General features: G+C 66.7%; 12 protein-coding genes. 7 read left to right on the forward strand and 5 right to left on the reverse strand.

Features of this window, described 5'->3' with window-relative positions:
• The first annotated feature begins 4 nt into the window (after positions 1 to 4).
• From AO501_RS17010 to fadD1, 6 genes are read left to right on the forward strand one after another with little or no spacing between them, the layout of a single operon-like run.
• The gene (locus tag AO501_RS17010) at positions 5 to 1111 is read left to right on the forward strand and encodes an acyl-CoA dehydrogenase family protein (protein WP_055578809.1); all 1107 of its coding nucleotides are present in this window, start codon (positions 5 to 7) and stop codon (positions 1109 to 1111) included.
• Positions 1095 to 1592, forward strand: coding sequence for a MaoC family dehydratase (locus tag AO501_RS17015; RefSeq protein WP_231752518.1), 498 nt, complete (start codon positions 1095 to 1097; stop codon positions 1590 to 1592). Before AO501_RS17010 ends, AO501_RS17015 begins: the two co-directional genes overlap by 17 nt.
• Entirely contained in the window at positions 1589 to 2014 is a 426-nt protein-coding gene (locus AO501_RS17020) for a MaoC/PaaZ C-terminal domain-containing protein (RefSeq protein ID WP_055578811.1), read from the forward strand. Before AO501_RS17015 ends, AO501_RS17020 begins: the two co-directional genes overlap by 4 nt.
• A complete protein-coding gene (locus AO501_RS17025; RefSeq protein WP_055578812.1) occupies positions 2011 to 3213 on the forward strand; it encodes a thiolase family protein in 1203 nt (400 codons plus the stop codon). Before AO501_RS17020 ends, AO501_RS17025 begins: the two co-directional genes overlap by 4 nt.
• 1 nt (position 3214) lies before the next feature.
• Entirely contained in the window at positions 3215 to 3631 is a 417-nt protein-coding gene (locus AO501_RS17030; protein ID WP_055578813.1) for a Zn-ribbon domain-containing OB-fold protein, read from the forward strand.
• Positions 3631 to 5205: a fatty-acid--CoA ligase FadD1 gene (fadD1, locus tag AO501_RS17035; protein ID WP_055578814.1), complete on the forward strand. Its 1575-nt coding sequence runs from the start codon at positions 3631 to 3633 to the stop codon at positions 5203 to 5205. Before AO501_RS17030 ends, fadD1 begins: the two co-directional genes overlap by 1 nt.
• An 88-nt stretch (positions 5206 to 5293) precedes the next feature.
• Here fadD1 and AO501_RS17040 read toward each other — a convergent pair whose 3' ends face one another.
• Positions 5294 to 6556, reverse strand: a complete 1263-nt coding sequence (locus AO501_RS17040) for a cytochrome P450 (protein WP_055578815.1) — start codon at positions 6554 to 6556, stop codon at positions 5294 to 5296.
• Between the two features lie 129 nt (positions 6557 to 6685).
• On the opposite strand from AO501_RS17040, the gene AO501_RS17045 reads away from it, so the two are divergent.
• On the forward strand, positions 6686 to 6997 hold the full coding sequence (locus tag AO501_RS17045) for a hypothetical protein (protein ID WP_055578816.1): 312 nt from the start codon (positions 6686 to 6688) through the stop codon (positions 6995 to 6997).
• A 2-nt stretch (positions 6998 to 6999) separates the two neighbouring features.
• On the opposite strand, the gene AO501_RS17050 is transcribed toward AO501_RS17045, so the two are convergent.
• From AO501_RS17050 to AO501_RS17065, 4 genes are all read right to left on the reverse strand, one after another.
• A complete protein-coding gene (locus tag AO501_RS17050) occupies positions 7000 to 9204 on the reverse strand; it encodes an FUSC family protein (protein ID WP_055578905.1) in 2205 nt (734 codons plus the stop codon).
• 23 nt (positions 9205 to 9227) lie between these two features.
• Positions 9228 to 10778, reverse strand: a complete 1551-nt coding sequence (locus tag AO501_RS17055) for an alpha/beta fold hydrolase (RefSeq protein WP_231752519.1) — start codon at positions 10776 to 10778, stop codon at positions 9228 to 9230.
• A 9-nt stretch (positions 10779 to 10787) separates the two neighbouring features.
• A complete protein-coding gene (locus AO501_RS17060; RefSeq protein ID WP_055578817.1) occupies positions 10788 to 11273 on the reverse strand; it encodes a hypothetical protein in 486 nt (161 codons plus the stop codon).
• A 190-nt stretch (positions 11274 to 11463) separates the two neighbouring features.
• The gene (locus AO501_RS17065; RefSeq protein ID WP_055578818.1) at positions 11464 to 12153 is read right to left on the reverse strand and encodes an LpqN/LpqT family lipoprotein; all 690 of its coding nucleotides are present in this window, start codon (positions 12151 to 12153) and stop codon (positions 11464 to 11466) included.
• Positions 12154 to 12217: the final 64 nt, after the last annotated feature.

Raw genomic sequence — 12217 nt, forward strand, 5'->3', positions numbered from 1 at the left:
TCCGATGCGACTACTCCCCGATCAGGATGAGCGCGATCTGGCCGCCATGTGTCGCGGCCTGTTGGCCGCCCACAGTCCCTACGACCGGAATGTCCCGCCGCCCCTGTGGAAAGTGCTTGCCGAAGCCGGCCTGCTAGGCCTGGCGATCGACGAGAAATCGGGTGGCTCGGGCGGCACGTTGAGCGATCTCGGTATCTTCTGCATAGAGGCAGGACGGGCGTTGTGCCCCAACATCATTCACAGCACGCTGCAGGCGGCGCTGGCGATCCACTGGCTGGGTGGGCCGGGCGCACGAGACGCCTGGTTGCCCGGACTGACCTCCGGAACGTCCAGCGCCACGACAGCACTGTGGAACCCACGCGATGCGTCCATGCCGGGTTCGCCGGTTCGCGGCATGGCCGACGGGAACGGACGTTGGCGGCTATCCGGTGTGGCCGACTTCGTCGCCGACGCCGACCTGGCCGACCTGATCGTCGTGGCCGCGCGAATCGATTCCGCCACTGGTGTTTTCGTCATCGATCTGGCGGCTAACGGGATCGCCGTGGAAACGCTGCCGATGATGGGTGGGTACCGCAGTTGCACCGTCACGTTCGATGAGGTGCTCGTCGAAGATGATGTTCACATTCTGGGCGCCGGTGTCTGCCCGGGTGAGTTGCGCCGCGTGGCCAATGCCGCGGTGGCGTTGCTGTGCCTGGACCTGGTCGGGGTGGGTGAGGCGGTACTGCAGCGCACCGTCGACCACACCACGATGCGTGAGCAGTTCGGCCGGCCGATCGCGTCCTTCCAGGCGGCCCAGCACCTGGTGGCCGACATGCATATCGCGCTCTCGGCCGCCCGGCTGGCCGCGCAATCGGCGGTGTTCCGCATCGGCCGCGGTCACACCGCAACCCGGGAGACGGCTATCGCCAAGATGCACGCCACCGCGGTCAAGCAGGTCACGCTTGACGCCCACCAGCTGCATGGCGGCATGGGATATGTCGTCGACACCGACCTGCACCTGTTCTCCGAGCGCGCCAGGGTGCTGTCGACCTGGGGTGGCGGCGCCGATGTGGCGGCGAAATGGCTTGAGGATGAAATGGATTGGGAGGGGGGCAATGGACAGCCTGATTGACCCGGAATCCGCCGCGCGGGTCGGCACCGTGGTGGCGACCGCGACCGGTGAGGTGAACAAGCGGGACTGGCAACGCTGGGCCGCCGCCGTCGATGATCACAACCCGCTGTGGTTCGATACCGGCTACGCCCGAGCGCACGGGTACCGCGACGTCATCTGTCCGCCCTTGTTTCTGCAGTACGCCGTTCTCGGCGTGACCTCGTTGGGCGACCTACGGCCCGACGGATCGTCCGGCGCCGTCACCGGCAGCCTGGCGTTCCCGCGTGCCCCGCGACGGATGGCCGGCGGGGAGAACACGACTTTTCACGGGCCGGCCTACCATCGCGACGAGATCGAGATGGTACGCACCATCGACTCGATCGTCGAAAAAGAGGGCCGGTCAGGCCGATTCGTGTTGGTGACGTGGCGAGGCGAATACCGCAACCAGCACCGCGAACTCATCGCCGAGGCCACCATGTCGATGATCGCCAGGCCCGCATGAAAGGGCAGGTATACCTCGACGACGTCGAAACCGGCACTGCGATACCGATTTTGACCGTCACCGTCACCGAGACGCAGATGTTCTTCTTCAGCGCCGCGACGTACAACGGTCACCGCATCCACTACGACAAAGACTGGGCGCGCGGCGTCGAAGGCTACGACAACGTGCTGGTACAGGGGCCGTTGCAGGCGGCCTTGCTGTCGCGCTCACTGACCGATTGGGCCGGCGGTGCCGGCCGATTGGTGTCGTTCTCGGTGCAGAACCGGGCCATCGCGTATCCCGGTCAGGAATTGAGCTTCGGCGGCGTCGTCACCGGCAAGCGGGACCTGCTGGTAGACCTGGACATCTTCTGCCGGCGTGGTGACGACGTGCTGATGCCGGGCACGGCGACCGTCTGGCTGCCGCGCAGGAACACACCGTGACCGGCCTGCGCGGCGAGGCCGCCATCATCGGAATCGCCGAACTGCCGGCCGAGAAGCGACAGGCCGGACCGCCGTCGTTCACCCTCGACCAATACGCGCGACTGGCCAGGCTGGTGATCGAGGACGCCGGAGTGAAACCCGATGTGGTGAACGGCTTGTCGTGTCACGGCATCGCCGAGTCGGACATGTTCGCGCCGGCGACGCTGTCGGAGTACCTCGGCATCCCACTGGATTTCGGTGACCGTGTCGACCTGGGCGGTGCGACCGCCGCGGGTATGGTGTGGCGGGCCGCCGCCGCGGTCGAATTGGGCGTCTGCGACGCCGTACTGGCGGTGGTGCCGGGATCGCAGGCGATTCCGCGCTCCGAACGCCTGCCCGCTCGCACGCCGGGCTGGTACGGGGCGTCGAGCAACATCTACGGTTCGCCGCAGGCCGAATTCGAGATCCCGTACGGCAACGTCGGCCAGAACGCACCGTACGCGCAGATCGCGCAACGCTACGCGGCCGAATACGGTTACCAGCCGGAAGCTCTGGCCAAAGTCGCGGTGGATCAGCGGACCAACGCCTGCGCCCACCCCCCGGCGGTGTTTCACGGCCGGCCGATCTCCGTCGCCGACGTGCTGAACAGTCCGGTCATCGCCGACCCCATCCACATGCTCGAGACGGTGATGCGGGTTCAGGGCGGCGCCGGGGTCCTCATCGCCAATGCCGACATCGCCCGGAGTTCCCGCCACCGTCCGGTCTGGATCAAGGGATTCGGCGAGCACATCCGGTTCAAAACGCCCACCTACGCCGACGACCTGTTGCGTACCCCGATAGCCCGGGCGTCCGAGAAGGCCTTTGCGATGGCAGGTCTGGGCCGCGCGGACGTCGATGTCGCATCGATCTACGACTGCTACACCATCACCGTGCTGATGACGTTGGAAGATGCCGGATTCTGTGAGAAGGGCGCGGGCATGGAGTGGCTGACCCGGCACGACCTCACCTTCCGCGGCGACTTCCCGCTCAACACTGCCGGCGGTCAACTCTCCTACGGGCAGGCGGGGATGGCCGGTGGAATGCACCACGTGGTCGACGGGGCGCGGCAGGTGATGGGACGGGCCGCGGCCGCGCAGGTGCGCGAATGTGACACGGCGTTCGTCACCGGCAACGGCGGCATCATGAGCGAACAGGTTGCGCTGGTGCTGGGGGGCGACTGAGATGACCGAGCCCCGCCCGCTGCCCGAACCGACACCGGTGTCGCAACCTTTCTGGGATGCGTTGCGGCAACACCGCATCCGCATTCAGTACTCGCCGTCGTCCGGCAGGTACGTCTTCTACCCGCGCACCCTGGCGCCCGGGACCCTCGCCGACGACCTGGAGTGGCGCGACATCGACGGCGCCGGGACGCTGTACACCTACACCGTTGCGCGCCGTCCGACCGGACCGCCCTGGGCCGAAGAGGTGCCACAGCTGCTGGCGGTCGTGCAGTGGGATGCCGGGCCGCGGGTCAGCACCGAGCTCATCGATGTGGAACCCGAGCAGATCCACATCGGAATGCGGGTGTCGCCGGTGTTCCACGATGTTCCCGATCAGCAGGTGACCTTGTTGTACTACACCAAAGAGGCTGACTGCTAATGCCTTTCGAGACCATCCAACAGTTGTTGCGTGCTCGTCTGGACGACGACGGCGTCGCGATCGCATACGGTGAGCGGAGATGGACCTGGCGCGAGCACCTCGCCGAGGCATCCGCGGAAGCCTCCTCGCTGCTCGGCCTGATGGCAGCTGACCGGCCGCTGCACGTCGGCGCACTGCTCGGCAACTCCCCGGCCATGCTGCGCTCGATGGCGGCCGCGGCACTGGGCGGATATGTGTTGTGCGGCATCAACACCACCCGGCGTGGGGAGGGATTGGCCACCGACGTCCGCAGGGCCGACTGCCAGATCCTGTTGGTCGACTCCGAGCACCGTGGCCTGCTGGATGGTTTGGATCTGGCGGGGGTGACCGTCCTCGATGTCGACGGTGCCGAATACCGGGACTCGGTCACCGCCGCGAAACCGCTGGTGCCCGTCGAGCGCGGCGGTGCCGACCCGGTGGTGATCATCTTCACCTCCGGCACCAGCGGAGACCCGAAGGCGGTCCGGTTCGCGCACGCGATGGGGGTCCTGTGCGGTGCGAGCCTGGTCGAGCGATTCGGACTGTCGTCCGAGGACGTGTGTTATCTGTCGATGCCGTTGTTTCACTCCAACGGAGTGGCGGCGGGCTGGACGGTGGCGATCGCCTGTGGCGCGACCATGGTGCCGGCGAAGTTCTCGCCAACAAGGTTCCTGGCGGACATCCGCCGTTACGGAGTCACGTACATGAACTACGTCGGCAAGCCGTTGGCCTTGGTGCTCGCCACCCCTGAGTTGCCCGATGACGCCGACAACCCCCTGCGTGCGGCATTCGGCAACGAAGCCACCGAACACGATCTCGACCGGTTCGCGCGGCGTTTCGGCTGCCGGGTGGTGGACAGCTTCGGTTCCAGCGAATTCGCCGTCGTCGTGATGCGCGAGGACGGCACACCGCCCGGATCGATCGGCAAGGGTTATCCCGGCGTCAGCGTCTACCACTCGGACACGGTAACCGAATGTGCGGCAGCAGTTTTCGATGAATACGGTGCGCTGGTCAACTTCGACGAGGCTGTCGGCGAACTGGTGAACACCTTCGGTGCCGGCGGATTCACCGGCTACTACAACGACGCCGATGCCACCGACGAGCGGATGCGTCACGGCATGTACTGGTCGGGCGACCTCGCCTACCGGGATGCCGATGGCTGGATCTACCTGGCTGGGCGCACCGCGGACTGGATGCGTGTCGACGGGGAGAATCTGGCGGCGGGACCCGTCGAGCGGGTATTGCAGCGGTTGCCGGAGATCAACCACGTCGCCGTGTACGCGGTGCCCGACGACAGCGTCGGTGACCAGGTGATGGCGGCGATCGTGCTGAACAACGGCGCGACGCTGACACCCGGGCGGTTCGGCGATTTCCTCGCTGCGCAACCCGATCTGTCGCCGAAGGCCTGGCCCCGGTATGTGCGGATCGCCGCCACGCTCCCGCGTACCGCCACCAATAAGGTCCTCAAACGCGAACTCATCAGCGAGGGCCCGAGTGCGGGGGACGGCGTGCTGTGGGAGCGGGAGGCCAGGGGGCGGGATTTTCGCGCGGTTTAACGGAAACTACGGACGCTCTCCGCACGACACATTGCGCAACTGAGAAGGCGCTCCACCGGCCGCGTCGTCGGGGTGCTCCCGCCGGCGGTTATTTTTCGCATTTTGGCGGGGCACCTCGGCCGCTCCGGTACTCGACCGGCCAGTGCTTGATGCCGGAGATGAATGGCGACCGCAGCCGCTCGGGATCCCCGGCCGACGCCAGATCGGGCATGGTGTCGGCGATCGCATTGAACATCAGGTCGATCGTCATGCGCGCCAGGTTGGCGCCGATGCAGTAGTGCGCTCCGGTACCGCCGAAACCGACATGTGGGTTCGGGCTGCGCAGGATGTCGAATCGGTAAGGGTCCTCGAACACGTCCTCGTCGAAGTTGGCCGACCGGTAGAACATCACCAACCGCTGGCCCTTCTTGATGGCCACCCCACCAAGTTCGGTGTCCGCCAAGGCGGTTCGCTGGAACGCGGTGATCGGCGTGGCCCAGCGGATGATCTCGTCGGCGGTGGTGGAGGGGCGGTCGGCTTTGAACAGCTCCCACTGCTCCGGGAAGTCGGTGAACGCGATCATGCCCTGCGTGATCGAATTTCGGGTCGTCTCGTTACCGGCGATGGCCAGCGTGACCACGAACATCCCGAACTCCGCCTCGGTGAGCCGGTGGCCGTCGGGGTCGGCCCGGATCAGCGTCGTCACGATGTCGTCGCCGGGCTCTGCGGCCCTGCGCTCGGCCAATTGCATTGCATACCATATCATTTCGGCTGCCGAAGTCAGCGAATCGTGGTCGGCGAATTCCGGGTCGTCGGCGCCGATCATCTGATTGGACCAGTCGAACAGCTTGTCGCGGTCCTCGGCCGGCACCCCGAGCAAACCGGCGATCGCCTGCAGCGGCAGCTCGCAGGCCACCTGCCTGACGAAGTCACCCGAACCCTGGGCAGCGGCCCGCGCGGCGATCTGGCGGGCACGCTCGGCAAGGTCGGCGCGCAACCGTTCGACAGCGCGGGGTGTGAATCCGCGCGCGACGATCTTGCGCAGGCGGCTGTGCTCGGGATCGTCCATCATGATCATCGATGCCCGCCCGAGCTCGATCTGGGCCTGCGCCGCTTCTTGCGGGTAACGCGGCACCACCGACTTCTCGGCCGAGGAGAAGATGTCGCTGCGCAGCGAGATCTCGCGAACGTCACGGTGTTTGCTCACCACCCAGTAGCCGCCATCGCCGAAGCCACCCTGATCGATGGGCTGCTCATTCCACCAGATCGGAGCTGTGGCGCGCAGTTCAGCCAACTCGTGAACCGGCAATCGGTGCGCGTAGATATCAGGGTCGGTGAAATCGAATCCTGGCGGCAGGTCTGGGGCGGCCATCGCGTGGCTCCTTCATGGCTCCTCTAGGAGGGTTCAACGCGATGCTATCGGCGCCGTAGCCGACGGGCGCAAGAGTTTCGCAAGAAATCCGCGAACATCGGGCAAGCGCATCGCGGCACCCTGAGAGTCATGAAGATTGCGACGATACTTGCAGCAGGACTGGCGGTCGGCGCGCTGATGACAGCGGGTCCCGCGCGGGCCGATGCGCAGTCCGATGTGCAGGAGCTACAGCGGCAGACCTCGGAATTGCACGCGAACTGGGACAACCTCTCTCAGGCGCAGCGAAGTCAGCAATTGTCGCAGTTGCAGCGGCAGGCGACCATCGTGCAGGGCGAGGTGAACAACCTGCCGCCGGAGCAACAGCCCGAGATCCAGGCCAGGCTGACGGCGGTGACTTTCGAGCTGGCCGACATTCTTCGCAAGGTCTGGCCGGTGCCCTGAGGTCAGTTCTGTTGCGGGGCAGATATTTTGAGGCCGGCTTCGGTGTCCAGGTGGCTGGCCGCGGCAACGATGGCCCGGTCGATCTGACGCAACGGATGAAGCACCGAGGGGTGCCGTTGCGTATCGGGTCCGAACGCCGCCGGGGTGAAGGTGCCGTCATGCTGTCGCGCCAGCGCCTCGGCGGCGTCCAGGGCGTCGGCCGCCGAGACGACCGAAGCTGCGTGCTCGCCGTCGAGCGTCGCCACCAGCGAGTCGATATTGCGCCGAATCTGATCGGCGGCAGCCGTGACCGCGGTGGCCAGGTCCTGCGGGCAGTCCGGGTTGCGGTACTGCTCGCTGCGCCGGGCCAGGATGCGGGCGTAGCGGTCGCAGGCACGGAACAATCTCAGCCGTCGCTGGATGCTGCGGCGGCCGGCGAACCCCGCGACGCCGGCCAACAAGGGCTTGGCGGTCGCCCGTACCTGTTGCAGCTTGCGATCGAGCTGGCGCGCCTGCTCGGTCGGGCTTTCGGGTAGGTCGTGGTTGAACATGGTCGCGATGGACGTCGCGATCAGAGCGGACAGTTCGGCCAGAAAATCGCGGGTGTCCTGGCGCAGCACGGTGCCGATGTTGGTGGGCAACACCAGGATTGCGACGGCACAACCGATCACCGCGCCGATGGCGGTCTCCTCGATCCGCACCAGCAGCACGTCGAAACTGAACTGGCCGAGCAGCCCGTACAGCAGCGCGAGCATCGTGGTGATCCAGAAGGCCATCAGGCTCTGGGTCAGCTGCATGAAATAGAAGGCGCAGAACAGACAGACGAAGATCATCACCAGCGAGGCGGTGCGGTCACCGGCGACGAGCGTGGCCACCAGGATGCCGCACGGCACGCCCAGCACGGTGCCCAGCAGTCGCTGCCAGCCCTTGGTGAGGGTATCGCCCCAGGTGTTGGTGCCGGCGAACACCACGAACGCGGCGATCACCGCCCAGTACCAGCGCGCCGGTGAGACCAGGTCGCCGGTGACGATCGCCAGCGACGCGGCGACGGACGCCTGGATGGCCTGCCGGGTGGTCGGGAGCAGTCCAGGCCGGGGCTCGTCGGGTTCGCTCTGGTCGCCCGCGGCGTCGTCGTCGGGCTCCCGGGTCGTCGCGCCGTCGGCCACGGCGTGCTCGATCTGCTCGCGCACCTCCGACGTCGCTGTGGCTGCGGAGATTACCGCCAGGGCAAGGCGGCGCACCGCCGCATGGTGGGGTTCGCAGGGCGGCGTGAGCTGACGGTCCAGAATGCCCTGCGCCTGATCGGCCGCACGGCCCAGCCCCGCCGAATTCGGAACCCCGATGGCCCAGGCGAGTTCGGTCAGCGCGGCGGCCAGTTCGGCGCGCGTGGCCGCCGGGATCTCGGATTCCTCCGATGCCGCGCGGATACCGGCGATCGCAACCCATTCCACGGCCAGTTCGGCGTCATACAGCCACGGCGCCAACTGATCGCTCCCCGGCCCGAGCCACAGTGCCGCGGGGTTGGCCTTGTCCTCGATCTGGTCCTGCACCATCAGCGCTGTCTCGTTGAGCCGGGCGATCCGCACCCGCAGTCGCCGGCGACGCCGTTCGTCGAGACGTCCGCTGCGCACGACGTCGGCGGTGGTGTCGACGACGATCGCCATACGCGCTCGCAGGGAGCGAATGGTGGCTCGCAGCACCCGTTCTGGGCGATCGGGCAGCAGGTAAGTGGTCATGACGAAGGTGCAGAGGGTGCCTACCAGGACGGCGAGGATCATCCACGGCAGCTCGTGCACGCCGGCCCTCAGGAACAGGTTGAAGAAATAGGCCATGAACGCGACCATGCCGAGTGCCCGGCCGCGGGCACCGAACCGCCGGACATAGACGGCGAGGAACACGACGACGACGAACACCACGTCGCTGACCCATTGATACGGCGTGAGCAGCGCGGCAGCGGTGATGGACAGGGCCGCCGGCAACGGCAACAACGCCATCGTGATCCGTTGTTGGCGGGGGTCGGGCTCGTTGACCGACCGGGCTGCGATCATCGTGATCACCGCGCCCAGCAGCGCGACGGTCAACGGTTGGTGCACCGCGCTGGTGAGCACATACATAGCCAGCAGGGAGCAGGCCAACGCGATAGTGGTGCGGGTGGCCAGGCGCAGCCGCAACAGGCCCGGGTCGGAACCCACCGTCCACGTGCGGGCGCGCTGGTAGCGCTCGGTCATCGATGCGGGGAAGTTGGCGGTCTTCATCCCGGAGGCAGGCTGAATGTCGGGATGACGACTTGTCCGATGCAGGACTGATCGACATCGGTTCGCGGATTGTCGAGAAAAGTGGTCATGATCCGTTGGGCGCACGCCGATGCCGGAATCACGCCGTGGCCGACACCCGGGAAGCGCAACGCGACCGAGCCGGGCAGGCCGGTGGTCACCTCTTTCACCCACTGCGGAGCGGTGCTGGAGTCGAACGAACCCGACAGGATCAGGGTCGGAACCTTGCTCAACACCGGAAGTGTGTCGGCCGTGTCCGACCGGCCCAGACCCCACGCCTGGCACTCGCGAAAAATCCAGCTGCCGGTCGGGGTGATCCGCAGCACCGAGTCAGGCAGACCGGGCATTGCCCGCCGCGCCTGGGCCAGTGCCTGATCCGGGTTGGTCCAGGCGGCCATCTCCTGGCAGTACGCGCCCAACGCCAGTCCGGCACCCAACAGCCCGCGCTCGGATCCCGACGGAGCGCCGGCGGCGATCCCGGCGCCGGCCAGGGCGCCATCGCCGCGGGAGAGTTGGTAGATCATGCGGGGTATGTCGATGACCTTGGCGGGATCGGCGCTCCAGTCCAGCACCAGGGGCACCACCTTGAACCCGTCGATGGTGACGTGCGTCGGCCCGCCCGTCGGGGTCGTGGTGTCGACCTCAATCGGGTTGCGGCTCAAGGTGTTCACGGTGTCGACGAATACCGTCGGCAGGTTCGGGTAGGCCGCGGCGCAGGCCGGCTGGTCGGCGCATGCCACGAAGATCGCGGCCAGACCACTGGCCGGGGCGTCCCACCAGTGGTCGACGATGTTCACGTGTGGTGCCACCACCGAATCCAGGACCATCGACCGGATGCCCTTGGGGTGGTCGCGCAGCAGTTGCTGAGCCAGGTCGGTCCCATAGGAGACGCCGTAGACGTTCCACTCGTCGATGCCCAGTTGCTCGCGAAGGTCGGCGATATCGGCGGCGTTCTCCCTGGTGTCGTAGGCGGCGAAATCGGCGCCCGAGGACGACAACCGGTTGCGGCAGGCAGCGACGGCGGCCGCGTCGAGATCGGCCGTCGCGGGTGCCTGGAAAACCAATTGCACTGCGCGGGTTGCGAAGTCGTCCATCTCCGGGCAGCTCAGGTGCGGGTCGCTGTGCACCGTGCCGCGCTGGTTTACGAAGATGACGTCACGGTCGGAATTCATCCCGGCGGCCACCACCGCCGGTGCGTTCAGCGTCCCGACGCCGCCGGGGCCGCCGGCCAGGAACACGATGGGGTCGGGCTTGGCGGCATTGTTGGCGGCTTTCACCCGTGCGATCAGAATCCGGATCGTCCGGCTCTTGGGGTCGTCACGGTTCTCCGGGACGGTGAGATAACCGCAGCTGTAGTTCGAACCCAGGTCGGCCTGCGGCACTCCGGGGAAGTTTGGCTGCGGGCAGGGCGCGCCCGCATACGAGACTCGGCTGGTCGATCCGTGCGAACAGCCGACGGCACCGGCAACCAGGACCATCGACACCAGGCAGGCCAGCGGCCGGCGCCCGGCGAATATCGGCAAGGGCAAAGGAGCTGCTCAGCCGGCCGGCGTGAATTTGATGGCGGCCAGCTTGAGTCGCTCGATCGCTTCGCCGAACTCCTCCGCTGTCGGAATCCGGTTGTCGCGGAACTTCAAACCCATCTGCCGCTGCGCGCGCTTGACGTCGTAGGACTGCGCGCCGCGCAAGTAGAGGTCGCGGGTGACGGCGCGGTCCTCGATGAGTTCGCCGCGCATCGCGGTGGTCTTGCCGTCGTAGACCACCTGTGCGGGGGCGCCACCACGGAAGTTGAACTTCCAGGCGGCACTGGCCAGCGCGTACAGGTCGCCGTCGATGACGTGCGCGCTCACCGGCAGTCTGAACTGCTTGCCCGATTTGCGGCCCGAGAAATTGAGCACCATGAACTGCTTGCGCAGCGAACCGCCGAGCGGGGTCCCCAGCAGGAAGCTCAGGGCGGGGTTGACGGCTTTGAGCAAGGCTGACGGTGGATGCCCGACGTCAACCGCATACGACTGGTCTGTCATGCGTTCAACCGTAGACAATCCCGCCGTGCCGCGGGAGATGCCGCGACTTCGCCGAGCGTGACGACAGGGTGCGGATCGGACCGAAATCTCACCCTCAGTTCACGCTCGGCGGGCCGGATCGGCCGCGCCGCGCAAAAGCAAAGCGCCGCGGAGCGCATAGGCCCCGCGGCGCTTTGGCTTCGCGTACCGATCAGGGGGTGATCGTGGTCTGGTCGTCGATGACCGCGGTGGCGTCCATCAACGGCCCGGCCTCGGAGTCGAGCCCGTCGGCGTCGAGCTGGAGCACGAACAGACCGTTCGGCCCGGTGATCACCACCGTCTTCTGGGCCACCGTGCGCTTCTTGCCGTTCTTGGTGTAGGACCCGCCGAACTGCCACGCCGGGAAGCCGCCGAGGGTGGATTCTTTGCCGTTCGGGCTGCCGCCCTCGAATTCGGGCAGGTTCTTCAATTCACCGGGAGCGTATTCGAGGATTTTCTTCGGGTCGGCATTGCCTTCCAGCTTGGAGACGATGGCCACGATCGTAGGTGCGTCGTTGGGGTCGGCCGGCGCGTCGAAGACGATGCCGCCGTAGGGCGCGCCCTGTCCTTCGGGAACGCTGTGCCAGCCGTTGGGCACCGGCAGGTTGATGGTCGGGGAGCCAGGGTCGCCGTGGTGCACCGGCACCTCTTTGAGGTTGGCTTCCCGGATGTAGTCGGCAATCGTCTTGTTCGCCTGCGCCCCCGGCGTTGCGCTGGTCGTGGTGGTCGAGGTGGCCGTCGACGTCGAGGTGGACGTGCTCGTCGACGTCGATGTCTTGACTTCGGTCTTGGTTTCGGAGTGGCAGCCAACCAGCGTCAGGCTCAGTGCCACCGTTGCGACTACTGCCGTCAGGTCCTTCATCTATCGCATCTCCAGGAGTTGTGGCACCGGTATCTGTGCCGGTGACGTCGCAGAAGAGACTAGC

Origin of the sequence: Mycobacterium gordonae, assembly GCF_001417955.2 — a bacterium.
Taxonomy (GTDB): domain Bacteria; phylum Actinomycetota; class Actinomycetes; order Mycobacteriales; family Mycobacteriaceae; genus Mycobacterium; species Mycobacterium gordonae_B.

Coding starts and splice junctions, on each gene's coding strand:
- AO501_RS17010 (WP_055578809.1), top strand. CDS start 5: ATGCGACTACTCCCCGATCAGGATGAGCGCGATCTGGCCGCCATGTGT.
- AO501_RS17015 (WP_231752518.1), top strand. CDS start 1,095: ATGGACAGCCTGATTGACCCGGAATCCGCCGCGCGGGTCGGCACCGTG.
- AO501_RS17020 (WP_055578811.1), top strand. CDS start 1,589: ATGAAAGGGCAGGTATACCTCGACGACGTCGAAACCGGCACTGCGATA.
- AO501_RS17030 (WP_055578813.1), top strand. CDS start 3,215: ATGACCGAGCCCCGCCCGCTGCCCGAACCGACACCGGTGTCGCAACCT.
- fadD1 (WP_055578814.1), top strand. CDS start 3,631: ATGCCTTTCGAGACCATCCAACAGTTGTTGCGTGCTCGTCTGGACGAC.
- AO501_RS17040 (WP_055578815.1), bottom strand. CDS start 6,556: ATGGCCGCCCCAGACCTGCCGCCAGGATTCGATTTCACCGACCCTGAT.
- AO501_RS17045 (WP_055578816.1), top strand. CDS start 6,686: ATGAAGATTGCGACGATACTTGCAGCAGGACTGGCGGTCGGCGCGCTG.
- AO501_RS17050 (WP_055578905.1), bottom strand. CDS start 9,204: ATGACCGAGCGCTACCAGCGCGCCCGCACGTGGACGGTGGGTTCCGAC.
- AO501_RS17060 (WP_055578817.1), bottom strand. CDS start 11,273: ATGACAGACCAGTCGTATGCGGTTGACGTCGGGCATCCACCGTCAGCC.
- AO501_RS17065 (WP_055578818.1), bottom strand. CDS start 12,153: ATGAAGGACCTGACGGCAGTAGTCGCAACGGTGGCACTGAGCCTGACG.